This is a genomic window from Streptomyces sp. NRRL B-24484 (assembly GCF_000717715.1).
GTDB lineage: Bacteria > Actinomycetota > Actinomycetes > Streptomycetales > Streptomycetaceae > Kitasatospora.
The window spans coordinates 1-26,105 of sequence record NZ_JOAI01000018.1 but is presented as its reverse complement, the minus strand read 5'-3'; the positions used below and the strand labels follow the sequence as shown (position 1 = coordinate 26,105).

Here is a 26,105-nt window from a genome sequence, read left to right as displayed (position 1 = left end):
TCAGAGCACCGGCGGGCAGTGGGCGTCGGCCCACACCCGGGCGGCCGCGGGCACGTCGGTGATCACGGCGTCGGCGTGCCGGTCGGCCGCCGCCCGCCAGTCGGCGTCGTGGTCCGGCGTCCACACGTAGACCTGCCGGCCGGCGGCGTGCTCGCGCGCGATCCGCCCGGCGGTGGCGAGCGGCTCGTCGAGCGCGATGCCGTCCAGCCGCAGCCCGCCCGGGTCCCGGGCGACGGCCCGGCCCTGGACGAGGACGACCGGCAGGCCCGGTGCCGCCCGGTGGGCGGCCTGCAGCATCGCGGGGAAGAAGGAGTACAGCACCACGTCGGCCCCGCTCGCCGCGGCGGCGCGGGCCGCCCGCACCGCGTCCGAGGGGCCGTGCTCCTCCTTGATCTCCATGAGCAGTCTCGTCCGGGTGCCGGCGAGCTCGTGGAGCAGGTCGTCGAGGGTCGGGACGGGCTGCGCGGGGCCGGGGCCGGCGGTGACGTGCAGGGCGGCGATCTGTGCGGCCGTCAGCTCGGCCACCCGGCCGTGGCCGTCGGTGACCCGGTCGACGGTGTCGTCGTGCATCAGCACCGGAACGCCGTCCCGGGTGGTCCGTACATCGGTCTCCAGCCAGTCCGCGCCGCCGGCCAGGGCGGCCCGGAAGGCGGCCAGGGTGTTCTCCGGGGCGGCCGTCGGCGCGCCGCGGTGGCCGGCCACGGCGAGCGAGGGGCAGCGCGGCACCGGCACGGCGGGCACCGGCTGCGGCAGCACCGCGCCGCCGGCGGACGGTGCTCCCGCGGTGTCGCCCGCGCCGGGCGGCGGCCCGGTGCGGTGCACGCCGCCGGCGGGCAGCCCGAACGCGGTGGCCGCCAGGGCGGCGGCGAGCGCCGTCGCGGCCCGCAGGGTCCGCCGGGAGGTCCTCATGCCGGGGATGGTGGGCCCGCGCGCCGGTCCGGGGGCCGGTGCCACGGGTGCTGTGCGCCGCTCGGCCCAGCGCGACCGCCCGACCGGGTGACGGGAGCGACGCGCGGGCTGACACGGCACCAGGTGCGGCGGACGGCGAGTGCGGCGGGCAGCGCCGGGGACGGAGGGTCAGCTGGAGACCTCGTCGGGCCCGGTGAAGCCGGGCGGGGTGTAGCCGGGGCTGGTGAACTCGGCCGTCCGCGGCTCGCGTCCCTCCTGGTCGGTCAGCCCCTCCACGCCCGGGCTGGTGAATCCGGCGCTGCTGTACCCGGGCCGGCTGTAGCCGGGGCTCAGGAGGTCGGGCGGCACCGGCCGGCCCGCGGGCTGCGGGGACAGTGCAGGGGCGGAGCCGAGGTTGTCGTGCAGGTAGGGGAGCAGGGCGCGGTCGCGCAGCGCGGTGTGCCAGGCCCGGCGGGCCTCGGCGACGTCGGCGGCGAGGTTCGGGTCCTGCCCGGCCGGGCCCGCGGAGCCGTCCCGCAGTGCGGTGAGCAGCAGGCCGACGATGCCCACGGCCATCGCGGCGGTGCCCACCGCGATCGCGGCCCAGCCGGCGGTGACCACGCTCCGGCCGAGCGCCAGGGCGGGCCGGGCGGCGCGCAGCGCGTACCCGATGGCGAGCAGCAGCGCGGCGGCGGACCAGGACAGGATCGGGGCGAGCACGGTGAGCACCGGGAACAGGCCGGCTCCCTCGTCGGAGCGCAGCCGGCCGGAGAGTTCGCCGCCGAGCCCGCCGCCGTGGGGGTGGGCCGGGGCGGGCGCGCGGCCGAGGTTCTCGCGCAGCCCGAGGTAGTGGCGGTACTCCGGTGCCGCGGCCGCGGCGACGGTCTCCGCGTTGAGCATCGCCTTGGTGCGGAGCTGTTCGGCGTTGAGGTGGTGGTCGGGGGCGCGCAGTGCTTCGAGGATGGTTGCGTCGCGCAGTGCTTCGTCGAGGATGCGCTCGTAGTCCGGGCGGTCCTCGGCGAGCAGGTGCGGGGCGTCGGTCATGGGGACCCCGTTCCGCTGATTCACGGAGGTGGACTGGTGCGACGCGGCGGCCCGGTGACGGGCGGGCGGCTGCGTGGTGCCTCGATGGTAGGGGTGACCACCGAGGCTCAGACAGTCGCTTTCCGGATTTTCAGTGCCTCCGGAACGTGTTCCGTGCCCTTCGTCGACGCTCCGTCAGCTGTCGCCGACACCCCGTCAGGAAAGGGCGGGGGTGTTCGGTCCGCGGCGCGGGTGTTCAGCCCCCGGTCCCGGCGTCCGGCCCGCCGGTCACCGGCCGGTTCAGTTCACCGGCAGCCGGGCGATCAGCAGGCGGCCGTCCATGGTGACCCCGCCGTCCATCGCGACGGCCAGCTCGTCCGCGTAGATGTAAGGGCCCGGGACGTGCGGCGGCGCGCCGTCGTCCGCGTGCACCGCACCGGTGAGGTACGGGATCGGGCTGTGGCCGTGCACCACGCGGTAGCCGCCGTAGGCGCCGAGCAGCTCGTGCACGGCGTCCGGGCCGTTCTCGCCGCGGAAGGCGAACCGCTTGGTGAAGCGGCGGAAGCAGTCCCACCACTCGTCGGCGCCCTCGTCCGCGAGCAGGTCGTGGACGGCGTCGTTGACCTCGGCGATCGACTCGCCGTACTCGAGGTAGGCGGTGGTGTCGGAGTGCAGCAGCAGGTGGCCGTCCTCCAGCGCCATCGCGGGCAGCCGGGAGAGCCAGCTGATGTGGTGCGACTCCAGCCGGTCCAGGTCGTGCTGCTGGCCGCCGTTGAGGCGCCAGGCGGCGAGGAAGGAGGCGGTGCCGGCGGTGGACTGGACGGGCTCGTCGCCGTACTTGGCGGCGCCGAGGAAGAGCAGTTCGTGATTGCCCATCAGGGCCCGGCAGTAGCCGCCGGCCGCGGCGGCCTCCGCGGCGAGCTGCATGACCAGCTCGATGACGCCGATGCCGTCGGGGCCGCGGTCGGTGAAGTCGCCGAGGAACCAGACCCGGGAGCGGCCGGCCGCCCAGCGGCCCTCCGCGTCGATCAGCGAGGCCTGGCGCAGGGCGGCGAGCAGCTCGTCGAGGTAGCCGTGCACGTCGCCGATCACGTACAGCGGGCCGGGCGCCTCGCCGGGCTCCGGCTGCGGGTACGGGAAGTTCACCGGCTGCTCGGTGAGCGGCGGGCCGAGCTCGATGGTCGGCGGGTCCTCGCCGGTCGTGACGGCCACCGGCGGCTGCTCGTGGACGGCCTGCTCGTGCCCCGTCCGGTGCAGCGTGCCGAGCTGCACGGTGGCGTCGTGGCTGCCCGGGTGCGCACCGTGGTGGGCCGGGGCGTGCCAGTGCTGTTCGAGGTAGTGCGCGCCGCCGTAGCCGCTGTGGGTCTCGTCGTAGCCGTAGCCGGCCGGCGGCTCGGACGGTTCGTAGTAGGAGCCGTACGGGAGCACGTCGAGGTCCTGGTGGTGGCGGGGGCCTGAGTGGGGCAGATCAGGCCCGGGGAAGCGGTCCTCGGGTGTCATTCGACCATCATAGGAAGACCACTCTCCCGGCGTCCTCACCTGGTGGGCATCCAATCCTTCGGAGCGTCACCGGGCCGGGCCGGGCGGCCCGGTCCGACCCGGTCTGGGATGGTCTGGACCTCGTGCCGGAGCGGGCCGGGCCGGGGCTGGCACCGCGGCTCAGCCCCCGTCCGGCGAACGGGGCGGGCTCACCGTCCTGCGCGTGCTGCGCCGCTGCGAGGAGGCCCGGACGATCAGCTCGGTCGGCATCAGGGTGCCCGGCGGCGGTCCCGTCCCCGCGGTGCGGAAGCGCGGCGGGAAGAGCCGTGCGCCCTCGGCGCGGTGGCCGCCGCCCGAGCCGGGGTCGACTCCCTCGATGGCGTCGATCAGCAGGTTGACCACCGTGGTGCCGATCTTGCGGGGCTTGAGCGAGAGGGTGGTGATCGGCGGCTCGGTGCCCGCGTAGACGTCGCTCTCGCTGCAGCAGACCAGCAGCAGGTCGTCCGGGACGCGCAGGCCGTACCGGCGGGCGGCGGCCAGCAGGTCGGTGCCGTTCGGGTCGAAGAGGCCGTAGACCGCGTCGGGGCGGTCCGGCCGGGCGAGCAGCCGGTCGGCCGCCACCGCGCCGGCCGCCGGGTCGTGCGCCGGGTAGGTCTCGTAGACCGGCTCCTGGCCGACCCGCCGGCACCAGCCGAGGTAGGCCTCGGTGGAGAGCCGGGTGTAGGTGTCGGTGCTCGTTCCGGTGAGCAGGCCGATCCGGCGGGCCCCGGCCTCCGACAGGTGGTCGAGGATGTCCAGCACGGCGGCCTCGTGGTCGTTGTCGACCCAGGCGGTGACCGGGCAGTTGCCCGGTTTGCCGTCGCTGACCACGGGCACGCCGGACCGGTAGAGCTCGGTCACCAGCGGGTCCTGGTCGGGCGGGTCGATGACCACCGTGCCGTCCAGGGCGATGTTGCTCCAGACGTCGTGCCGGGACGAGGCGGGGAGCACGACCAGGGCGAAGCCACGGCCGAGCGCCGCACTGGTGGCGGCCCGAGCCATCTCCGCGAAGTAGGCGAACTCGGTGAAGGTGAACGGCTCCTCGCCGTACGTGGTGACGGTGAGGCCGATCAGGCCCGAACGCCCGGTGCGCAGGGTGCGGGCGGCCGCGGAAGGGCGGTAGCCCAGGCGCTCGGCGACCTCGCGCACCCTGCTTCTGGTCTCCTCGGGCAGGCGGCCCTTCCCGTTGAGGGCGTCGGAGACCGTGGTGATCGACACTCCGGCGGCCGCCGCGACGTCCCGGATGCCGGCCCGCTCCAGGCGCCGCGAGGCGGACCGCCGACCGCTCTGGTTGGCTGCTGCTGTCATGGCGGACCGATCGTATGGCGCATGACAGCAGGCTGTGACCGGGCCCGGCCACCGGTCTGAAGATACGTTTCTCCAAGAGTCGGAACGGATCACACCCTTCGATACCCGCTCCGATCCGGGGCTGTTACCTCTGACATGTGCCGTGGGGACGCGGCAGAATGGCTGATCTGCACCCGTAACCCGATCGGGCATCTCACCCGCATGGGTGAGCCCGGCCGGTATCGTGCGGGGCACCCGACCGGGGTGGCGCGGGTGTGTGGCGAGGGGCGGCGCGGGATCGGCGAACCCGGTGTGCGCGGCCCGGCACGTGCGCCCAAGAGAGCACAGAAGGAGAACGACCGTGAGCGGTACCGCAGCGCAGGGGCCCCGGCTGAGGCCGACCCTGGACGGCATCCCCACCTACAAGCCGGGCAAGCCGGCCGGTGCCGACGCGTACAAGCTGTCCTCCAACGAGAACCCCTACCCGCCGCTGCCCGGCGTGCTGGAGGCGGTCACCACCGCCGCGGCCTCGTTCAACCGCTACCCGGACATGGCCGTCACCGGCCTCACCGAGGAGCTCTCCGCCCGCTTCGGCGTCCCGGCCGAGCACATCGCCACCGGCACCGGCTCGGTCGGCGTCGCACAGTCCCTGGTGCTCTCCACCGCGGGCCCCGGCGACGAGGTGATCTTCGCCTGGCGCTCCTTCGAGGCCTACCCGATCATCACCCAGGTGGCCGGCGCCACCCCGGTGCCCGTGCCGCTGACCGCGGACGAGGAGCACGACCTCGACGCCATGCTCGCCGCGATCACCGACCGCACCCGGCTGATCTTCGTCTGCAACCCGAACAACCCCACCGGCGCCGTGATCCACCGCGCCGAGCTGGAGCGCTTCCTCGACGCCGTGCCCGGCCACATCCTGGTCGTGGTCGACGAGGCCTACATCGAGTTCATCCGCGACGCCGAGGTGCCCAACGGCATCGACCTCTACCGCGACCGGCCGAACGTCTGCGTGCTGCGCACCTTCTCCAAGGCGTACGGCCTGGCCGGCCTGCGGGTCGGCTTCGCGGTCGCCCACGAGCCGGTGGCCACCGCGCTGCGCAAGACCGCGGTGCCGTTCGGCGTCAGCCAGCTCGCCCAGGACGCCGCCGTCGCCTCGCTGCGCGCCGAGGAGGCGCTGCTGGAGCGGGTCGAGACGCTGGTCGCCGAGCGCAGCCGGGTGCTGGCCGGGCTGCGCGCCCAGGGCTGGACGGTCGTCGACTCGCAGGCCAACTTCGTCTGGGTGCGGCTCGGCGAGCGCACCGTCGACTTCGCCGCCGCCTGCGCCGCGGCCGGTGTGGTCGTCCGCCCGTTCCCGGGCGAGGGCGTCCGGGTGTCGATCGGCGAGACCGCCGGCAACGACATCTTCCTGGCGACCGCCGAGGCCTTCCGCAAGGAGCTCTGAGCCGAGGACCCCGCGGGGGTCCCCCGACGGGCCCGCCGCCGGCGACGGCGGCGGGCCCGTCGCACGCCCGTACCCGTCCCGGCGGGAACCCGGCAAGTTCAGAAGCTCGGGCGTAAAGGCTGGGAACTTCCTGGGAGCCGGATCAACGGTTCATCCCCGGAGGGTAGAGAGAACCGCCCTGACGCAGTGGTACGCGTGGATTGTCCGGATTGACGGTCCCAGCGGGCTCCCAGGGGGGCGCCAGCAACCGGAAAGAGCGCGGGGCGAAGCTGTCCGCCATGAAGGTGCTCCCGCGACGGCGTGGTGCCGTCCTCGTCAACTCCGCGCTCGGTGTGGCCCTGGTCGGCGGGGCCGCCCTGGCGTACACCACCCTGGACTCCGGAACCAGCTCCGCCGCCAGCGGGACCCGCGTGCGGACGGCCACGGTCGCCAAGGGCACGGTCCTCGCCACCGTGTCCGGTTCCGGCACGCTCTCCTCGCCCTCCGACACCGGGCAGGACTTCGTCACCGGCGGCCGGCTCACCTCGGTCAAGGTCGCCGTCGGCGACACCGTGACCAAGGGCCAGGTGCTGGCCACCGTCGACACCACCGCCGCCCAGCAGGACGTGGACGCCGCCGAGTCGGCCCTGGCCACCGCCAGGGCCAACCTCACCAAGGCCAAGGCCGGCGAGACCGTCACCACCACGACCGGCGGCACCGGCGGCCGCGGCGGCAGCACCGCCCAGCAGACGCCGACCACCACGACCACCACCAAGGTGGACGCCGCCCAGGTGGCCCAGGCCCAGCAGCAGGTGGACTCCGCCGAGACGGCCCTCACCAACGCAGAGACGGCCCTCGACGGCACCACCCTCAAGGCCACCGCGGACGGCACGGTCGCCTCGGTCGCCGGCAAGGCCGGCGACTCCGTGAGCGGCACCGGCACGGGCGGCTCCGCCGGCAGCGGTTCCTCGGGCAGCGGCAGCAAGAGCAGCGGCAGCGGCACGGGCACCGGCAGCACGTCCTCCTCCTCCGGCACCCCCACCGGCTTCGTGGTGCTGACCAACCCGACCGGCATGCAGGTGAGCGCCAACTTCTCCGAGCTCGACTCGCTCAAGCTGAAGAAGGGCGAGTCCGCCACCGTCACGCTCAACGCCCAGTCCGACACCAAGCTGAACGCCACCGTGCTGTCCGTCAGCTCGCTGCCCAGCTCCTCCGGCGGCAGCGGCAGCGCCGTCCAGTACGGCGCGGTGCTGCAGATCACCAGCGACACCGCCAAGCTGCGCACCGGTCTGAGCGCGACCATCTCGGTCGTCGTCGGCGAGGCCAACAACGCGCTCTCGGTGCCCACCGCCGCGCTGGCCGGCACCGGCAGCTCCCGCACCGCCACCGTCGTCCACGAGGACGGCTCCACCGAGCGGGTGTCGGTCACCGTCGGCATCGAGGGCGACAGCACCGTCCAGGTGGTCGAGGGCCTCGCCGAGGGCGACAAGGTCGAGCTGACCTCCACCACCGCCGCCACCGGCAACGGCTTCCCGAACGGCGCCTTCCCCGGCGCGGCCGGCGGCCTCGGCGGCACGGGCGGCTTCGGTGGCGGCGGCACCCGCACCGGCGGCGGCACCGGCGGCACCCGCACCGGCGGTGGCAACCGCTGATGGCCGCCACCAAGCCCCCGGTGATCCGGATCAGCCGGGTCACCAAGTCGTACGGCCAGGGCGACTCCGCCGTGCACGCGCTGCGCGGCCCGTCGGCACCGGGCACCGGCGAGCCGCTGGGCGTCAGCCTCGACATCGAGGAGGGCGACTACGTCGCCGTGATGGGCAGCTCGGGTTCCGGCAAGTCCACCCTGATGAACATCCTCGGCTGCCTGGACGTGCCCAGCTCCGGCCGCTACCTGCTCGACAGCACCGACGTCGGCCACCTCGACGAGAGCCGGCTGTCGCTGGTGCGCAACCGCAAGATCGGCTTCGTGTTCCAGTCGTTCAACCTGGTGCCCCGCACCACCGCCCTGGCCCAGGTCGAGCTGCCGCTCGCCTACGCCGGGGTGCGGGCCGCCGAACGGCGCCGCCGCGCGCTCGCCGCGCTGGAGCTGGTCGGCCTCGCCGACCGTGCCCAGCACAAGCCCAACGAGCTCTCCGGCGGCCAGCAGCAGCGCGTCGCGGTCGCCCGCGCGCTGGTCACCGCCCCCGCCCTGCTGCTCGCCGACGAGCCCACCGGCAACCTGGACTCCCGTTCCACCGCCGAGGTGCTGGCGATCATCGACCGGCTGAACGCCTCCGGCCGCACCGTCGTGGTGATCACCCACGAGGACGAGGTCGCGCTGCACGCCAAGCGGGTGCTGCGGCTGGTCGACGGCGCGGTCGTGGAGGACGTCCGCCGCGCCCCGGTGGACGGCCCGCCGCCCGCCCTCGCCGCGGAGGTGCCCGCGTGATCCTCTGGCAGATGATCCGCTTCGCGGTCGGCGGCCTGGTCGCCAACAAGGTCCGCTCGGCCCTCACCATGCTCGGCGTGCTCATCGGCGTCGCCTCGGTGATCCTGCTGCTCGCCGTCGGCAACGGCTCCTCGGAGGCGGTGAAGGCGTCCATCACCTCGCTGGGCACCAACGCGCTGACCGTCTCCTCCAACGCCGGCCGCGGGGCCGCCACGGCCGCGAAGGCGCTCACCGTGGCCGACGCCAAGGCGCTCGCCACCGACGCCGACAGCACGTCCATCAAGTCGGTGGCACCGGTCGTCACCACCTCCGGCACCGCGCTGTACGGGAACATCTCGTACCAGCCGGGCTCTATCGTCGGCACCTACCCCGCCTACTTCGAGACGGCCAACCAGAAGGTCAGGGACGGCGACTACTTCTCCAACGACGACGTCCTCAACTCCCGCAAGGTGGCGGTGATCGGCGCCACCACCGCCAAGCAGCTCTTCGACACCGAGGAGCCGGTCGGCAAGCGGATCACCATCGGCGGCACCCCCTTCACCGTGGTCGGCGTGCTCACCCCGAAGGGCTCCACCGGCTTCAACGACCCCGACGACGTGGTGATCGCCCCGCTGCCGACCGTGCAGAACGCCTTCACCGGCTTCGGCTCGGTCAACCAGATCATGGTGCAGGCCACCTCCGCCGAGGCCACCACCGAGGCACAGGGCGACATCACCCGCATCCTGCTCGGCACCCACGCCATCGCCGACCCGACCAAGGCCGACTTCCGGATCAGCAGCCAGACCTCGCTGCTCACCGCCCGGGAGTCCACCACCAAGACCTTCACCGTGCTGCTCGGCGCGGTGGCCGCGATCTCGCTGCTGGTCGGCGGCATCGGCATCACCAACATCATGCTGGTCACCGTCACCGAGCGGACGCGGGAGATCGGCATCCGCAAGGCGCTCGGCGCCCCCCGCGCGGTCATCCTCGGCCAGTTCCTCACCGAGTCCACCCTGCTCTCGGTGACCGGCGCCGGCCTCGGCGTCGCGGCCGGCCTGATCGGCTCGCACTTCACGATCGTCGGCATCGAGCCGGTGGTCATCCCGGAGTCCGTCCTCGGCGCCTTCGGCATCGCCGTCGCCATCGGACTGTTCTTCGGCAGCTACCCCGCCAGCCGGGCCGCCTCGCTGCGCCCGATCGAAGCCCTCCGCCACGAGTGACCCAGGAGCATCCGACATGACCAGCGAGAACGAGCCCGGCCGCAGCCTCGGCCCGGTCGAGGCGACCGAATTGCTGAACACCGCGCCCGACGCCCGCGACATCGCCGCGGAGCTCGCCGCCCCGCCGCGCCCCCGTCTGCCCTGGCCCACCCTGGTGCTGGCCGGTGCGGTGATAGCCACCGCGGCCTTCGCCGGCGGCGCCTGGTACGCCAAGGGCGACGGGAACGGCGGCGGCCGGCAGGCGACGGCCGGCCGCCAGGGCGCGGGGCCGGGCGGCTTCGGCGGCTACGGCGGCGGCGCGGGCGGCTACGGCGGCGGCCGGGCCGGGAGCGCCGGCGGGAACGCCGGCGGCAACCTCCCGGGCGGCCAGGGCGGCGGCTTCACCCGCGGCACCGTCGCCTCGGTGGACGGCACGACCGTCTACCTGACCGACGCCTCCGGCAACACCGTCAAGGTCACCACCGGCGACAGCACCAAGGTCACCCTCAACAAGGAGGGCAAGGTCGGCGACCTGCAGCCCGGACAGACCGTCACCGTGCTGGGCCAGAAGGGCTCGGACGGCACCTACACCGCCACCCAGCTCACCGAGGGCGCGGCCGGCGGCTTCGGGGGCTTCGGCGGACGCGGCGGCGGCACGGGCAACGGCGGCACCGGCGGGACGGCGAACGGCGGCGCGGGAACCGGCAGCCGCTGACTCCCGGACGGGCCCGGCGGGGGCCCTCTTGACCATTTCTTTCATGGCGGACCTGACGGGGCCTCACTAGGCTGTCCGGGCTCGACATGTACAGAGAAATCGGGGGAAACCGTGTCGGAGAACAAGCCCGCCCGCGGTGGCGGCGGCGCGACCGCGCTCGGCTGGGTGCTGACCATCGGCCTGAACGTCGTGGCGCCGCTGCTCACCTACAACAACCTGGTCGACCACGGCCACGGCGAGGTCACCGCCCTGCTGCTCTCCGGCCTGTGGCCGGTGGTCGACGTGATCGTCTACCTCGCCTGGCACCGGCGGGTCGACGAGTTCGCCGCGATCACCCTGGTCTTCCTGGCGATCACCGTGCTGGTCACGGTGGCCGGCCCGAACAGCGCCCGGCTGCTGCTGGTCAAGGACTCGCTGGTGACCGGGCTGTTCGGGGTGGTCTGCCTGGTCTCGCTGGCCGCGCCCCGGCCGCTGATGTTCTACTTCGGCCGGAAGTTCGGCACCGACGGCAGCGCCGAGGGCCTGGCCCGGTGGAACGGCCTCTGGCAGTTCGAGGGCTTCCGCCGGGTGCAGCGCAACCTGACCCTCGGCTGGGGCCTCGGCTACGTCGTCGAGGCGATCGTCCGGGTCGGCCTCGCGTACGTGCTGTCCACCGGCGCCATGGTCGCGGTGAACTCGGTGCTCGCCTACGCCGTGACCGGCCTGCTGGTGCTGTGGACGGTGCTCTACGCCAAGCGCGCCCGGGCCCGCGGTGCGGCGGCCGCGGCGGCTTCGGCGGTGACCGCCGGGTAGCCGGGTGGAGCGCTTACGATGGCGGGGCCAGCATCATCCAACTTTCATCAACCCCGCATAGCCTTCCCGGGCTATCGTCCGATGAGAAGATTTCGTGAGGACCGGGAGGCGCAGCGCACGTGTCAGGGACAGTACAGACCGCAGGCGGGGCGGCCGCTCCCGGTGAGGCGTTCCTGCTCGTCGTCGACGACGAGCCGAACATCCGCGAACTGCTCTCCGCCAGCCTGCGGTTCTCCGGCTTCCGGGTGGCCTCGGCGGCGACCGGCGAGGAGGCCCTCGCCGCCGTCGCCGCCGAGCGGCCCGACCTCGTCGTCCTCGACGTGATGCTCCCCGACCTCGACGGCTTCACCGTCGTCGAGCGGCTGCGCGACCAGACCCGGTGGCCGGCCGCCGGCGAGCACGTGCCGGTGCTGCTGCTCACCGCCCGGGACGCCACCGGCGACAAGGTCCAGGGCCTCGCCCTCGGCGCGGACGACTACGTCACCAAGCCGTTCAGCCTGGAGGAGCTGATAGCCCGGATCCGGGCCATCCTCCGCCGGGCCGGCGGCCCCGCCGAGGACGGCCGGCTGATCGTCGCCGACCTCACCCTCGACCCGGTCGCGCACGAGGTGACCCGGGCGGGCCACCCGGTCTCGCTCTCCCCCACCGAGTTCAAGCTGCTGCACTACCTGATGGCCAACGTCGGCCGGGTGGTCTCCAAGGCGCAGATCCTCGACCACGTGTGGGCCTACGACTTCGGCGGCGACCTCTCCATCGTCGAGTCCTACATCTCCTACCTGCGCCGCAAGCTCGACTCCGGCGCCTCCGTGCACGGGCCCAAGCTCATCCACACCGTCCGCGGCATCGGCTACGCGCTGCGCCGCCCGCCGCAGGCCTGACCGTTGCTCGCCCGGCTCTCCCTGCGCGTCCGGCTGCTCGTACTGGCCCTGCTGCTGGTCACCACCGGCCTGGTGGTCAGCGACACCCTGGTCATCGCCACCGTCGAGTCGCAGCTGGTCGAACGCACCGACCAGCAGCTGCAGCGCTTCGGCGAACCGCTCTCCCGCCGCGTCCCCGGCCGGATGCCGGCGGGCGGCCAGCAGAACGGCCAGGGCGGCCAGAACGGCACCGGCCAGCGGTCCGGCGGTGCCGCACCGGGCCAGACCGACGGCAGCGGGCCCGGCGGCGCGGCCGGCGCCGGGCGGCGGATCAACCAGTTCCTGCCCAGCCAGTACGTCGTCCAGTACCTGTCCGCCGACGGCGCGGTGGAGATGGTGCTGCGCCAGCCGGTCAGCGACTCGGACGGCGCCCCCTACCTCGGCGGACTCACCGGCGGCACCCTGGCCTCGCACGAGCGCACCGCCTTCGACGTGCCCGCCGAGCGCGACGCGGGGGAGTGGCGCGTCCTGGTGCTGCCGGTCGACCCGGGCGCCGCCGTCGGCATGCCGGGCGGTGCCTCCGGCTCCCCGACCGCGACCGGCCAGAGCACCCAGCTGCCCGCCTACGTGCTGGTGGCGGTCTCCCTGGACGACGTCCGCAGCACCGTCAACCGGCTGCGCACCGCCTTCCTGGCGATCGGCGGCGCGGTGCTGCTGCTGATCGCCGTGCTCGGCCTGTTCGCCGTCCGGGCCGGGCTGGGACCGCTGCGCCGGATCGAGGAGGGCGCCGCCCGGATCGCCTCCGGCGAGCTCTCGCACCGGATGCCCGAGCTGGCACCGGGCACCGAGGTCGGCCGGCTGTCCGCCGCACTGAACGGGATGCTGGCGCAGATCGAGGCGGCGTTCGCGGCCCGGGCCGAGTCCGAGGCGCGGATGCGCCGCTTCGTCGCCGACGCCTCGCACGAACTGCGCACCCCGCTGGCCGGCATCCGCGGCTTCGCCGAACTGCACCGGATGGGCGCGCTGCCGGACACCGACCGGGCGATGGACCGGATCGAGGCGGAGGCCGTCCGGATGGGCGGCCTGGTCGAGGACCTGCTGATGCTGGCCCGGCTCGACGAGGAGCGCCCGCTCGACCTCGCCCCGATGGACCTGCGCACCCTCGCCGCGGACGCCCTGCACGACCTGACCGCGCTGGACCCGGGCCGGCCCGTCTCGCTGACCGGCCCGGCCGGTGCCGGAGCGCCGCAGGCCGCCCCGGTCATGGGCGACGAGGCGCGGCTGCGGCAGGTGGTCACCAACCTGGTCGGCAACGCGGTGAAGCACACCCCGCCGGGCACCGCGGTGCGGATCGGCGTCGGGGCGGTGGACGGCCGCTGCCTGCTGGAGGTCGCCGACCGCGGGCCGGGCCTGACGGGCGACCAGGCCGCCCTGGTCTTCGAGCGGTTCTACCGGGTGGACGCCTCGCGCAGCCGTCGCGAGGGCGGGGGAGCGGGCCTCGGCCTGGCCATCGCCTCGGCCCTGGTGAGCGCGCACGGCGGCAGCCTGACGCTGGACACCGCACCGGGCGACGGCGCCGCCTTCCGGGTGCTGCTGCCGCGCCAGCTCTGAGCCGGTCGTCCGCCGGCCCGCCCTGTCAAGTGCCGGGTCGTCGAACCGACCCGCCCGGTCGTTGCTTGTGAGCGCCACCGCGTCCGTCGGATCATCCGATGGACGCACGAACACACCCCCCGCCTCATCCGCCGATGTAGGAGTGGTGCATACTGCGCTTGTGAACGTGTTCACTTTCACAAGCGGACAAGCTTGGCATGGTTCGGGGTGGATGCGTGCTATACACCCGTTTGTCCGAATGATGGCGAATGTGAGGAGAGCGCTGTGGACCTGGCAGTCGCGCACGAGACGGTCGCCAGATGGCAGTTCGGCATCACCACCGTCTACCACTTCCTGTTCGTCCCGCTGACGATCAGTCTGGCCGCGACCGTCGCCGGTCTGGAGACCGCCTGGGTGCGGACGGGCAGGGAGAAGTACTTCCACGCCACCAAGTTCTGGGGCAAGCTCTTCCTGATCAACATCGCGATGGGCGTGGTCACCGGCATCGTGCAGGAGTTCCAGTTCGGCATGAACTGGTCCGACTACTCGCGCTTCGTCGGCGACGTGTTCGGCGCCCCGCTCGCGATGGAGGCGCTGATCGCCTTCTTCTTCGAGTCCACCTTCATCGGCCTGTGGATCTTCGGCTGGGACCGGCTGCCGAAGAAGATCCACTGCGCCTGCATCTGGATGGTCGCGCTCGGCACCGTGCTCTCCGCGTACTTCATCCTCGCCGCCAACTCCTGGATGCAGCACCCCGTCGGCTACAAGGTCGACCCGGCGACCCACAAGGCGCAGCTCACCGACATCGCCCGGGTGCTGTTCCAGAACACCACCCTCGTCCAGGCCTTCCACACCCTCACCGCCGCCTTCCTCACCGGCGCCGCCTTCGTGGTCGGCATCGCCTCGTTCCACCTGTGGCGGGCCAAGCGCGGCAAGGAGACCGACGGCCGGAAGACCGCCGCGATGCGCACCTCGCTCCGGGTCGGCCTGGCCATGGCCGTGGTCGCCGGCCTCGGCACCGCCGTCAGCGGCGACACCCTGGCCAAGGTCATGTTCGAGCAGCAGCCGATGAAGATGGCCGCCGCCGAGGCCCTGTGGGACACCCAGTCGCCCGCCCCGTTCTCGATCTTCGCGGTCGGCGACGTCTCCCGCGGCCACAACTCGGTCGAGCTGGAGATCCCCGGAATACTGTCCTTCCTCGCCCACAGCGACTTCTCCAGCTCCGTCCCCGGCATCAACGACACGGCGGCCGCGGAGGCCGCGAAGTACGGCGGGCAGCCCGAGGACTACATCCCGAACATCTTCGTCACCTACTGGGGCTTCCGCCTGATGATCGGCTTCGGCATGACGTCCTTCGTCGCCGCGCTGATCGGCCTGTGGACCACCCGGCGCAGGTTCTGGCTCGCCGAGGAGTACCGCACCGGCGAGGAGGAACCGCCCCGCCTGATGCTCACCAAGAACCGCGAGATGAACACCTTCTTCACCCGGTGGAGCTGGCGGATCGGCATCCTCACCATGGGCTTCCCGCTGCTCGCCAACAGCTTCGGCTGGATCTTCACCGAGATGGGCCGCCAGCCCTGGGTGGTCTTCGGCTTGATGAAGACCGCCAACGCCTCCTCCCCCAGCGTCGGCGTGGGCCTGCAGACCGGCTCGCTCGTCACCCTCACGGCGCTCTACGCGATCCTCGCCGTCGTCGAGGTCCGACTCCTCGTCAAGTACGCCGAGCCCGGCCCCGACACCTCGGAGCGGCCGCCCGCGAAGGACCCGGTGCTGCGCGGCCCGTCCGACGGCGACGACGCCGACAAGCCCCTCGCCTTCGCCTACTGAGGACGGAAACGGCATGCACCTCCACGACCTCTGGTTCATCCTCATCGCCGTCCTGTGGACGGGCTACTTCTTCCTCGAAGGGTTCGACTTCGGCGTCGGCGTCCTCACCCGCACGCTGGCCCGGAACACCACCGAGCGGCGCGTCCTGATCAACACCATCGGCCCGGTCTGGGACGGCAACGAGGTGTGGCTGCTGACCGCGGGCGGCGCCACCTTCGCCGCCTTCCCCGACTGGTACGCCACCCTGTTCAGCGGCTTCTACATCCCACTGCTGGTCATCCTTGTCTGCCTGATCGTCCGCGGGGTCGCCTTCGAGTACCGGGCCAAGCGCACCGAGGAGAACTGGCAGCGCAACTGGGAGCTGGCCATCTTCTGGACCTCCCTGATCCCCGCGTTCCTCTGGGGCGTCGCCTTCGCCAACATCGTCCACGGCGTCGACATCGACGCGCAGAAGAACTACACCGGCACCTTCTGGGACCTGCTGAACCCGTACGCGATCCTCGGCGGGCTCACCACCCTGGTGCTCTTCACCTTCCACGGCGCCGTGTTCACCGCGCTCAAGACCGTCGGCGAGATCCGCGAACGGGCCAGGGCCCAGGCCCTGCGGCTCGGGCTCGCCACCGCCGTCCTCGCCGCCGCCTTCCTGATCTGGACCCAGGCCGACTCCGGCGACGGCTGGAGCCTCGCCGCCCTGGTCGTCGCCGTGCTCGCCCTGCTCGGCGCCCTGGCGGCCAACCAGGTCGGCCGCGAGGGCTGGGCGTTCGCCCTCTCCGGCACCACCGTGGCCGCCGCCACCGCGATGCTCTTCCTCTCGCTCTTCCCCGACGTGATGCCCTCCACCCTGAACCCCGCGTGGAGCCTCACCGTCGAGAACGCCGCCTCCTCGGCCTACACCCTCAAGGTGATGACCGTCGTCGCCCTGGTCTTCACCCCGATCGTGCTGCTCTACCAGGGCTGGACGTACTGGGTGTTCCGCCGGCGGATCGGCGTCCAGCACATCCCCGCGGCCGTGCACCACTGATGAAGCCCGTCGACCCCCGGCTGCTGCGGTACGCCGCCGCCACCCGCGCCTTCCTCGCCGGCTCCGTCCTGCTCGGCGGAGCCGGGGCCGTCCTGGTCGTCCTCCAGGCCGGCCTGATCGCCGAGATCGTCGTCCGCGCCTTCCAACAGCACCGGTACTACCTCACCGGACCGCTGCTCGCCCTGGCCGCCACCGCGGCCGGGCGGGCCGCCGTCGCCTGGCTCACCGAACTCACCGCCCACCGCTCGGTCGCCCGGGTCAAGTCCACCCTGCGCGGCCGGCTGCTCGACCACGCCACCGCACTCGGCCCCGACGCCCTCGACGGCCGCCGCACCGGCGAACTCGCCGCCCTCGCCACCCGCGGGATCGACGCCCTCGACGACTACTTCGCCCGCTACCTCCCGCAGCTGGCCCTCGCCGTCGTCGTCCCCGCCGTCGTCCTCGCCCGGATCCTCGGCGCCGACTGGGTCTCCGCCGCGATCATCGCCGTCACCCTGCCGCTCATCCCGCTCTTCATGGTGCTGATCGGCCTCGCCACCCAGGCCCGCACCGACCGCCAGTGGCAGCAGCTCGCCCGGCTCTCCCACCACTTCCTCGACGTGGTCGCCGGCCTGCCCACCCTCAAGGTCTTCGACCGGGCCAGGGCCCAGGCCCGCACCATCGCCCGGATCACCGACGAGCACCGCCGCGCCACCCTGCGCACCCTGCGGATCGCCTTCGTCTCCTCCTTCGCGCTGGAGCTCCTCTCCACCCTCTCCGTCGCCCTGGTCGCCGTCTCCGTGGGCTTCCGGCTCGTCGACGGCACCCTCGACCTGGAGACCGGGCTGCTCGTCCTCGTCCTCGCCCCCGAGGTCCACCTGCCGATCCGCCAGGTCGGCGCGCTCTACCACGCCAGTGCCGAGGGGCTCAGCGCCGCCGGACAGGTCTTCGACCTGCTGGAGACCCCGCTGCCCGCCGCCGGCACCCGGCCCGTCCCGCCGCTCGCCACCGCCGCGGTCGAACTCGACGGGGTCACCGTGCTGCGGCCCGGCCGCAGCACCCCCGCCCTGGACGACGCCACCCTCACCCTCGAACCCGGCACCACCACCGCCCTCACCGGGCCCAGCGGCGCCGGCAAGTCCACCCTGATCGCCGCACTGCTCGGCTTCGTCCGGCCCGACGCCGGCACCGTCCGGGTCGGCGGCCACGACCTCGCCGACCTCGACCCCGAGGAGTGGCGGCGGCAGATCGCCTGGGTCCCCCAGCACCCCCACCTCTTCGCCGGCACCGTCGCGGAGAACGTCCGGCTCGCCCGCCCCGGGGCCACCGACGGCGAGGTCCGCGCCGCGCTCGCCGCCGCCCACGCCCTCGACTTCGCCGACCCCGACACCCCGCTCGGCGAGGGCGGCGCCGGCCTCTCCGCCGGGCAGCGGCAGCGCCTCGCGCTCGCCCGCGCCCTGCTCACCGACCGTCCGCTGCTGGTCCTCGACGAGCCCACCGCCCACCTCGACAACGCCACCGAGGCCGCCGTCGTCGACGCCGTCCGCGCCCTGCACGGCACCCGCACCGTGCTGCTGGTCGCCCACCGGCCCGCGCTGCTCGCCGCCGCCGACCGCGTCCACCACCTGCCCGGCCCCGCCGCCGACGCCCCGGCCGGACCGCTGCCCGCGCCCGTCCCGCCCGCGCCCGTCCCGCCCGTGCAGGTCCGGCCCGTCACCGAGGACGGACCCGAACCCCACCCGCCGACCCGGCCCCGCCTCGCCGGCGCCGTCCTGCTCGGGACCCTCGCCCTCGGCTGCGCGGTCGCCCTCCTCGGCACCTCCGGCTGGCTGATCTCGCGCGCCTCCGAGATGCCGCCCGTGCTGTACCTGATGGTCGCCGTCACCTCCGTCCGCGCCTTCGGCATCGGCCGGTCCGTCTTCCGCTACGCCGAACGGCTGGTCTCCCACGACGCCGTCCTGAAGGCGCTGTCCGGTGTCCGGGTCGCGGTCTACCGCCGCCTCGAACGGCTCGCCCCCGCCGGGCTGCCCGCCTTCCGCCGCGGCGACCTGCTCGCCCGGCTCGTCGCCGACGTCGACGCCGTCCAGGACCACCACCTGCGCTGGCGGCTGCCCGTCGCCGTCGCCGTGCTCGTCTCGGCCGGCTCCGCCGCCGCACTCGGCCTGCTGCTGCCCGCCGCCGGAGCCGTCCTCGCCCTGGGCCTGCTGCTGGCCGGCGCCGCCGTCCCCGCGCTCGCCGCGCGGATCTCCGGCCGCGCCGAACGCCGCCAGGCCGCCGCCCGCGGCGCCCTCACCACCGCCGTCCTCGACACCCTCACCGGCACCGCCGAACTCACCGTCGCCGGCGCCCTCCCCCGCCGCCTCGCGGCCGCCCGCGACGCCGACGACCGGCTCACCGCCCTCGCCGCCCGCTCCGCCGCCGGCACCGCCCTCGGCACCGGACTCACCACCCTCGTCACCGGACTCACCGTCGTCCTCGCCGCCGCCGTCGGCGTGCACGGCGTCGCCACCGGCGCCCTGCCCGGGGTCTGCCTCGCCGTCGTCGTGCTCACCCCGCTCGCCGCGTTCGAGGCCGTCGCCGGGATGCCCACCGCCGTCCGCTTCCGCGAGCGCAGCCGCACCGCCAAGGCCCGCCTCGACGAGGTCCTCACCGCCCCCGAACCCGTCACCGAACCCACCGCACCCCGCCCCCTGCCCGCGGCCCCCCTGCCGGTCGCCGTCCGCGGCCTCACCGCCCGCTGGCCCGGACAGGACACCGACGCCCTGCACGGCATCGACCTCGACCTCGACCCCGGCCGCCGGATCGCCGTCGTCGGCGCCTCCGGCTCCGGCAAGACCACCCTCGCCCACGTCCTGCTGCGGTTCCTCGACCAGACCTCCGGCAGCGTCACCCTCGGGCCGGACGCCGTCGACACCCGCACCCTCACCGGCGAGGACGTCCGCCGGGTGATCGGCCTCTGCGCGCAGGACGCCCACGTCTTCGACAGCTCCCTGCGGGAGAACCTGCGGCTCGCCCGGCCGGACGCCGACGAGGACGACCTCCGCGGGGCGCTCGCCGCCGCCCGCCTGCTGCCCTGGGTCGACACCCTCCCCGACGGACTCGACACCATGGTCGGCGAACACGGCGCCCGGCTCTCCGGCGGCCAGCGCCAGCGGCTCGCGCTCGCCCGGGCCCTGCTCGCCGACTTCCCCGTGCTCATCCTCGACGAGCCCGCCGAACACCTCGACCTGCCCACCGCCGACGCCCTCACCGCGGACCTCCTCGCCGCCACCGCCGGCCGCACCACCCTCCTCATCACCCACCGCCTGGCCGGCCTCGACGACACCACCGTCGACGAGGTCCTCGTCCTCGACCACGGCCGCATCGCCGAACGCGGCCGCTGGTCCGACCTCATCACCCGCCCCCACTCCCACCTCGCCACCCTCGCCCACCACGAACTCACCCCCGCAGTCCAGGCGTAACCCAGACCGGGCACCTGCAGGGGCCACCCCACGGGTGTGCCGGGCACTGCAGGGATCACCCCAGGGGCGCGGGGAACTGCGCACGTCGGATGCGGGTGACGTACGAACCAGGGGTCGGCGCGATTCAGTCGGTGGACCACTCCCGGACTGCGCAGTTCCCCGCGCCCCTGATGTGGCTGCACCTGGGGGTGCTCTCCGCAGGCGCCCTTCCTGCAGGGTGGTGCGGTGCGGCATACGCTCGGCTGCATGGAGCCGTTCGACGAGCGGGGCCGGAGCCGGGGCAGGGTCTCGGAGATCTCCTCGCTGGGCCTGGACACCCTGGTCAGCGAGGTGTCCGAACGCCTGCAGTCGGCCGCCGCCGTCACCGACCGGATGCAGCGCCTGCTGGAGGCCGTGGTCTCGGTCGGCGCGGGTCTGGACCTGCACATGACGCTGCAGCGGATCGCCGCCGGTGCCGCCGAACTGGTCGACGCCGAGTACGCCGCCCTCGGCGTGGTCTCCCCGCACGGCGGCCTCTCCGACTTCATCCACGTCGGCATCGACGACGAGACGGCGGCGAGGATCGGCGAACTCCCCACCGGCCGCGGCATCCTCGGCGCCCTGATCGACCGCCCCGAGCCGCTGCGCCTGGCCGACCTGCGGCAGGACCCGCGCTCCTCCGGCTTCCCGCCGCACCACCCGCAGATGACCTCGTTCCTGGGTGTGCCGATCCGGGTCCGCGGCGAGGTGTTCGGCAACCTGTACCTCACCGAGAAGCAGGGCGGCGGCGGTTTCACCCCGGAGGACGAGCAGGTCGTGCAGGCGCTGGCGACGGCCGCCGGGGTGGCGATCGAGAACGCCCGGCTGTACGAGGCGGGGCGCCGCCGCGAGCGGTGGATCGCCGGTGCGGCGGCGGTGACGACGGCACTGCTCTCCACGGACGAGGCCGAGGTCGCGCTGACGGTCGCCGCCGAGCAGGTCCGGGACCTGGCGGACGGTGCCCTGGGGATGATCCTGCTGCCGACCGCGGACGGCCGGCTGCGGGTGGCGCACGCCTCGGGCGAGGCCGCCGAGTTCGTCCGCGGCGAGCTGATGCCGCAGGGCGGCTTCGCGGGCCGGCTGCTGGCGGGGGAGAGCGTCTACTTCGACGACATGTCCACCGATCCGGACGTGGTGATCCGGCTGGCCCGCCGGTTCGGTCCGGCGCTGGCGGTGCCGATGGTCTCGTCGGGCCGGGTGCTCGGCGGGCTGGTGGTGTGGCGGACGCGGGGGACGGCCCCGTTCACCGACGGCGAGAAGCAGCTCGCGCAGACCTTCGCCTCGCAGGCGGCGCTGGCGCTGCGGCTCGCCGAGGGCCAGCGCGACCAGCAGCGGCTGGCGGTGTTCCAGGACCGCGACAGGATCGCCCGCGACCTGCACGACCTGGTGATCCAGCGGCTGTTCGCCACCGGGATGATGCTGGAGGGTGCGGCCCGCCGGGCGGTCGTCCCGGAGGTGCAGGAGGGCATCGGCAAGGCGGTGGACGAGCTGGACGCGACGATCCAGGAGGTCCGCACCACGATCTACGCCCTGCAGCACGACACCGGCAACGAGCCGGACACCCTGCGCACCCGGGTGCTGCGGGAGGCCAGTCAGGCCGCGGCGGCACTCGGCTTCAAGCCGTCGGTCGGTTTCACCGGCCCGGTGGAGAGCCTCGTGGGGGCCGGTACGGGCCGTCAGCTGCTCGCCGCGCTGCGGGAGATGCTGTCCAACACGGCCCGGCACGCCCGGGCCTCCCGGGTGGCGGTGGAGGTCGACGCGACCGTGCACCTGGATGCCGAGGGGCGGCCGCTCGGCGGTGACCCGGAGGCGCTGGAGGGCGGCCGGCCGGGCGTGCTGCTGACCGTCACCGACGACGGCGTGGGCATCCCCGACGGGGGCCGCCGCAGCGGGCTGCGCAACCTCACCCGGCGCGCCGAGGCCCTGGGCGGCGACGCCTGGCACGAACCCGGTCCGCGCGGCCGCGGCACCCGGGTCCGCTGGACGGCCAGGCTCTGAGCGTTTCCGCCGCGCCCGCGGGTCCCGTCCGCAGGGGGCTCAGAAGAGCGTTTCGATGACGGCCGCCACGCCGTCGTCCTCGTTGCTCACGGTGTGCCGGGCCACGGCGGCGAGCACGTCCGGGTGGGCGTTGGCGACGGCGTACGAGGCGCCGGCCCAGGCGAGCATCTCCAGGTCGTTCGGCATGTCGCCGAAGGCGACCACCTCGCTGCGGTCGATGCCCTGCTCGCCGCACCAGCGGGCCAGGGTGCTCGCCTTGGTGACGCCGGCGGCGCTGATCTCCAGCAGGCTGACCGGGCTGGACCGGGTGATCTCGGCGAGGTGCCCGGCGGCCTCGCGGGCCCGGACGAGGAAGGTGTCCGGGTCGAGGTCGGGGTGCTTGGCGAGCAGCTTGAACAGGCCGTCGACCCGGCCGTCGGCGATCAGCTTCTCGGCGTCCGCGACCGGGTGCTCCTTGTCCGACTCCCACATCACCAGCGTGTACTCGGGCTCCCGGGCGAAGCCGCCGGGGAACTCGAAGGCGAACGCGGTGCCGGGCAGCCGCTCGCGCAGGGCCCGGACCACCGCCAGGGCCTCCTCCGCACCGAGCGGGAAGGTCTCCAGCAGCTCGCCGCGCCGCACGTCGACGACCGCGCCGCCGTTCGAGCAGATGGCCACCCCGTGGCCGCCGATGTGCCCGCTGAGCTGCGCCATCCAGCGCGGCGGGCGGCCGGTCACGAAGACCACCTGCAGGCCGGCCCGCTCGGCCGCGGCCAGGGCGGACGCCGTCCGGTCGGAGACGGTGCCGCCGCTGCACAGCAGGGTGCCGTCCAGGTCGGTGGCGATCAGGCGGGGGCGCGGGGTGGTGGGGGTCACCGGTCCATCTTCGCGTACCGGGCCGCGGCCCCGGGAGGGGGCGGTCCCGGGAGGGCCGGGGCGGGCCTCCCGGGACGCGGGGTCAGGCGGCTCGCAGGGTCAGCGCGGCGGTGTGCAGCGTGCCGCCGGTCCGGAACTGCAGGTGCAGCCGCCAGTCGCCGGGCTCCGGCAGCTCGGCGTGGAAGGTCAGCTCGGGCCCGCCCGCAGCGCCCTCCACCGGCTGCGGGTGCACGTGGGCGAAGGCCTGGTCGCCGGCGTGGAAGGCGGTCAGGTGGGCGAAGGTGCCGAGGTAGGGCTGCAGGTCGGTGACGGGCCGGCCGTCCTTGCTGACGGTGACCTTCAGCTCGGCGGCGGTGCCCGCGGTGGGCGTGCCCGCCACGGTCAGCGTGTAGCCGTCCACGGTGGTCGTCGCCGCGGCGGCGGGCAGCGGGGTGTCGGCGGCGGTGCCGGGCACGGTCACCGGGCGGCTGAGCACCAGGCCCGCGCCCTTGCCCGGGCCGGCGTCCGGCACGAACGAGGCGTACACCCGCCAGCTGCCCGGCTGCAGCGCGGTCAGCGGTGCCGTCCAGGTGCCGTCGGCGGCCATCGCGGGGTGCAGGTGCTGGAACCCGGTGAGGTCGGAGCGGATCGCGTAGAAGTGCATCCGCTCGGTCTGCTCGGGCTGGAAGGCGGTCAGCCGGGCGCCGTCCGGTCCGGCGACGGTGAACCGCAGCTCGGCGGGGGAGCCGGCGGGCAGTTCGGCCGCAGTCAGGTCCAGCCGGTAGCCGCCCTGCTCGGCGGCGAGTCCGCTGCCGGCGGCGGAACCGTGGCCGGTCGCGTCGTGGCCGGGCATGTCGTGCCCCGCTTCCGCCGAGCCGGAGGCCGTGGCGTGCATGTGGCCGTCCTGGCCGTGGTGCATGCCGGACATGCCGTCACCGCTCGCGGCCGAACCGCAGCCGGTCAGGGCGAGGGCGAGGAGGGCGGCCGCGAGCACGCGGGTCCGTCGGTTCTTCGTGGTCACAGGTGTGCTCCGAGGTGTGCGGGCCCCTCGGCGGGGCCCGGGGAGGGCAGGTGGCGGCGCCCGGATCCCGTGGGGGAGCCGGGTGGTGCCCTCACCTGCGCGCCACGCACACCTTGAGCAGCAGCCCGCGCCCGCCGTCCGGCGGCGCCCGTCCGCTCTCCCCGGCCGCGGGTGCGGCACCCGGGCCGACCCGTCCGGCCGCCGCACCGTCCCCGCACAGCGGGGCCGGCCCCGGTGCGGGCAGCGGCGCGCCGCCCCGTGCCTGGGTGGAGACGCAGTGACCGCCGGTGCCGTACGGCTGTGGTGCGCGGACGGCCGGACCTGCGGCCGCCGGGACGGCCGACCCGTGGGAGTGCGCGGCGACGGCCGGCATGCCCGGACGGCGGGCGGCGTGGCAGCCGTCGGCGGCCGAGGCCGGGCTGCCGTGCATCAGGAACAGGCCGAGCAACAGGGCACAGAGCACGGCCGTCCTGGCGCCGGTCGTCCTGCCGCGCACCGTGCCCCCTCCGCCGTGGTGTCCCGCCCCGGCCGACGATACCCCCTCCCCGTATCACCGACCGCTGCGGACACTCCGCGGCGCGCTGCCGCGCCGACGCCGCCTACTGCGGGGGCAGCTTGCCCAGCAGGGAGGCCAGCACCGTGCGGGACTGCTCGCGCGCGGCGGCCACGCCCTGCGCCTGCTCCACCGCCACGAACACCTCGACGACCGTCGCACCCCGGCGGGCCGCGACGTGGACGAACGGGAACTCGGCCGCGCCGGCGCTCAGCGCCGAGGTCTGCCCCTCCTCGGCGTAGACCTCGTCGGCGGCGGTGGTCCGCGGCGGCGCGACCTCGCGGGTGGCCCGGTACTTCCGGCCGTACTGCTCGTCGGTCACCTCCTGGCACCGGCGGGCGTCGGTCCGCAGGGCGGAGACCGCCTCGTGCGCGTCCTCGGCCCGCACGTACACCTCGGCGGCCGAACGGCCGAGCACCGCGGCGGCAGCGCCGGACGCCGACCGGCGCACCGTCCGCGCCATCGCCCCGACCAGGCCGGTGCCCTGGGAGTTCGGCACGTACGCGCAGGAGGTGTCGACCATCCGCTCGGCCAGTGCGGCCACCTCGTACGGGTCGCCGGGCACGAACCCGGCCGCCCACTCCTGCGGCTTCAACGCGACCGAGGCGGCCAGCGCCGGCGCGTCGGGCGCCTCCCGCACCGCGGGCGCACCCGAGCCGGCCGCCCCCGTGGCGGACGGCGCGACGGCGGACGGCGCGACGGCCGCGGACGGGGGCGCCGCTGCGCCGCCCGGGCCGGATCCGGCGCACGCGGAGAGCAGCAGCACGGAAGCGAGGCCGCAGACGGCGGTTGTCCTTCGTATGAATGGATGTGTCACGGAGGACAACTAAATCATCATCAGATCGCACCGGTGGGTAACGGTTTGCGATCGCCGCCTTCGTCGGGGCGCACCGCGCGCAACGGCGGGCGCACCCCGGCGGGACGGTTCAACCCAGCTGCGCCAGGCCCTCGGTGGCGATCCGCTCGAAGACCGCGAGGTCGTTCTCGAAGACGGAGTCCGGGACGGGCCAGTGGACCACCAGCTCGGTGATGCCGAGCTCGCGGTAGGTGCCGGCCCAGTCGACGAAGGCGTCCAGGGACTGCAGCGGCTTCTCCGCCGTCGAACCCTGGAGCAGCACCTTCTCCAGCTCGGCCGAGTCCCGGCCGCGGGCCTCGCAGGCCGCGGTGAGCTTCGCCAACTGGGCGGCGACCACCGCGGGCGCCTGCTCCACGGGGACGTCCGCCGGGCCCTTCGGGTCCCCGTACGTCACCCAGCCCTGGCCGAACTCGGCGGCCAGCCGCAGTCCGCGCGGGCCGGTCGCCGCCACGTAGAACGGCACCCGCGGCGTCTGCACGCAGCCCGGGATGTTCCGCGCCTCGACGGCCGAGTAGTAGGTGCCCGTCCGCGTGGTCGAGTCCTCGCGCAGCAGCTCGTCCAGCAGCGGAAGGAACTCGCCGAAGCGGTCCGCCCGTTCCTTCGGCGACCACGCCTCCTGCCCGAGCGCCGTCGCGTCGAACCCGACCCCGCCGGCCCCGATGCCCAGCGTCGTACGGCCGCCGGACACGTCGTCCAGCGTGACGAGCTCCTTCGCCAGCGTCACCGGGTGGCGGAAGTTCGGCGAGGTCACCAGCGTGCCGAGCCGCATCCGCTCGGTCGCCGCCGCGGCGGCCGTCAGCGTCGGCACCGACCCGAACCACGGCTCGTCCCGGAACGACCG

At 74.4% G+C, this 26,105-nt stretch carries 21 protein-coding genes; 12 read left to right on the top strand and 9 right to left on the bottom strand.

The annotated features are described in order from the left end of the window. The 4 genes from IE98_RS0117630 to IE98_RS0117615 form a co-directional block, all read right to left on the bottom strand. Window positions 1–909 (bottom strand): glycerophosphodiester phosphodiesterase, encoded by a 909-nt coding sequence (locus IE98_RS0117630; RefSeq protein WP_052390637.1) that lies wholly within the window; start codon window positions 907–909, stop codon window positions 1–3. A 168-nt stretch (window positions 910–1,077) separates the two neighbouring features. Continuing rightward, the gene (locus IE98_RS0117625; RefSeq protein WP_030269986.1) at window positions 1,078–1,932 is read right to left on the bottom strand and encodes a hypothetical protein; all 855 of its coding nucleotides are present in this window, start codon (window positions 1,930–1,932) and stop codon (window positions 1,078–1,080) included. 279 nt (window positions 1,933–2,211) lie between these two features. Beyond that, the gene (locus tag IE98_RS0117620) at window positions 2,212–3,411 is read right to left on the bottom strand and encodes a metallophosphoesterase (RefSeq protein ID WP_159400954.1); all 1,200 of its coding nucleotides are present in this window, start codon (window positions 3,409–3,411) and stop codon (window positions 2,212–2,214) included. A 159-nt stretch (window positions 3,412–3,570) separates the two neighbouring features. Beyond that, on the bottom strand, window positions 3,571–4,737 hold the full coding sequence (locus tag IE98_RS0117615; RefSeq protein ID WP_030269982.1) for a LacI family DNA-binding transcriptional regulator: 1,167 nt from the start codon (window positions 4,735–4,737) through the stop codon (window positions 3,571–3,573). A 340-nt stretch (window positions 4,738–5,077) separates the two neighbouring features. Here IE98_RS0117615 and hisC point away from each other — a divergent pair, with 340 nt between their 5' ends. The 12 genes from hisC (at window position 5,078) to IE98_RS0117555 (ending at window position 22,000) form a co-directional block, all read left to right on the top strand. Further along, window positions 5,078–6,157 (top strand): histidinol-phosphate transaminase, encoded by a 1,080-nt coding sequence (gene hisC / locus IE98_RS0117610; RefSeq protein ID WP_030269978.1) that lies wholly within the window; start codon window positions 5,078–5,080, stop codon window positions 6,155–6,157. A gap of 278 nt (window positions 6,158–6,435) precedes the next feature. Then, window positions 6,436–7,788, top strand: coding sequence for an efflux RND transporter periplasmic adaptor subunit (locus tag IE98_RS0117605; protein ID WP_052390636.1), 1,353 nt, complete (start codon window positions 6,436–6,438; stop codon window positions 7,786–7,788). Continuing rightward, window positions 7,788–8,564 (top strand): ABC transporter ATP-binding protein, encoded by a 777-nt coding sequence (locus IE98_RS0117600; protein ID WP_030269976.1) that lies wholly within the window; start codon window positions 7,788–7,790, stop codon window positions 8,562–8,564. The genes IE98_RS0117605 and IE98_RS0117600 overlap by 1 nt, the downstream gene beginning before the upstream one ends. Beyond that, entirely contained in the window at window positions 8,561–9,763 is a 1,203-nt protein-coding gene (locus IE98_RS0117595) for an ABC transporter permease (protein ID WP_030269975.1), read from the top strand. Before IE98_RS0117600 ends, IE98_RS0117595 begins: the two co-directional genes overlap by 4 nt. Window positions 9,764–9,779: 16 nt before the next feature. Beyond that, the gene (locus IE98_RS50110) at window positions 9,780–10,457 is read left to right on the top strand and encodes a DUF5666 domain-containing protein (RefSeq protein ID WP_052390635.1); all 678 of its coding nucleotides are present in this window, start codon (window positions 9,780–9,782) and stop codon (window positions 10,455–10,457) included. A 111-nt stretch (window positions 10,458–10,568) separates the two neighbouring features. Beyond that, window positions 10,569–11,249, top strand: coding sequence for a VC0807 family protein (locus tag IE98_RS0117585; RefSeq protein WP_043174421.1), 681 nt, complete (start codon window positions 10,569–10,571; stop codon window positions 11,247–11,249). 119 nt (window positions 11,250–11,368) lie between these two features. After that, the gene (locus IE98_RS0117580; RefSeq protein WP_043174420.1) at window positions 11,369–12,127 is read left to right on the top strand and encodes a response regulator transcription factor; all 759 of its coding nucleotides are present in this window, start codon (window positions 11,369–11,371) and stop codon (window positions 12,125–12,127) included. 372 nt (window positions 12,128–12,499) lie between these two features. Continuing rightward, entirely contained in the window at window positions 12,500–13,717 is a 1,218-nt protein-coding gene (locus IE98_RS0117575; protein WP_420706197.1) for a sensor histidine kinase, read from the top strand. Window positions 13,718–13,981: 264 nt separating this feature from the next. Next, complete coding sequence (locus IE98_RS0117570) at window positions 13,982–15,523, top strand: cytochrome ubiquinol oxidase subunit I (protein WP_030269966.1); 1,542 nt, start codon at window positions 13,982–13,984, stop codon at window positions 15,521–15,523. A gap of 13 nt (window positions 15,524–15,536) precedes the next feature. Next, window positions 15,537–16,544 carry a cytochrome d ubiquinol oxidase subunit II gene (cydB, locus tag IE98_RS0117565; RefSeq protein ID WP_030269964.1) on the top strand — a complete coding sequence of 336 codons (1,008 nt, stop codon included), beginning with the start codon at window positions 15,537–15,539 and terminating at the stop codon, window positions 16,542–16,544. Then, window positions 16,544–19,984 carry a thiol reductant ABC exporter subunit CydD gene (cydD, locus tag IE98_RS0117560; protein WP_030269962.1) on the top strand — a complete coding sequence of 1,147 codons (3,441 nt, stop codon included), beginning with the start codon at window positions 16,544–16,546 and terminating at the stop codon, window positions 19,982–19,984. Before cydB ends, cydD begins: the two co-directional genes overlap by 1 nt. A 246-nt stretch (window positions 19,985–20,230) precedes the next feature. Continuing rightward, entirely contained in the window at window positions 20,231–22,000 is a 1,770-nt protein-coding gene (locus IE98_RS0117555; protein ID WP_030269960.1) for a GAF domain-containing protein, read from the top strand. A gap of 39 nt (window positions 22,001–22,039) precedes the next feature. Here IE98_RS0117555 and IE98_RS0117550 read toward each other — a convergent pair whose 3' ends face one another. The 5 genes from IE98_RS0117550 to IE98_RS0117530 form a co-directional block, all read right to left on the bottom strand. After that, entirely contained in the window at window positions 22,040–22,855 is an 816-nt protein-coding gene (locus IE98_RS0117550; protein ID WP_030269958.1) for an HAD family hydrolase, read from the bottom strand. Window positions 22,856–22,937: 82 nt separating this feature from the next. Beyond that, window positions 22,938–23,855: a hypothetical protein gene (locus IE98_RS0117545; protein ID WP_043174418.1), complete on the bottom strand. Its 918-nt coding sequence runs from the start codon at window positions 23,853–23,855 to the stop codon at window positions 22,938–22,940. Window positions 23,856–23,946: 91 nt separating this feature from the next. Continuing rightward, a complete protein-coding gene (locus IE98_RS0117540) occupies window positions 23,947–24,351 on the bottom strand; it encodes a hypothetical protein (protein WP_030269953.1) in 405 nt (134 codons plus the stop codon). Window positions 24,352–24,454: 103 nt separating this feature from the next. Beyond that, a complete protein-coding gene (locus IE98_RS0117535) occupies window positions 24,455–25,174 on the bottom strand; it encodes a hypothetical protein (RefSeq protein ID WP_030269952.1) in 720 nt (239 codons plus the stop codon). A 160-nt stretch (window positions 25,175–25,334) separates the two neighbouring features. Next, on the bottom strand, window positions 25,335–26,105 hold a 771-nt coding region (locus tag IE98_RS0117530), incomplete at its 5' end, for an LLM class flavin-dependent oxidoreductase (protein WP_030269951.1).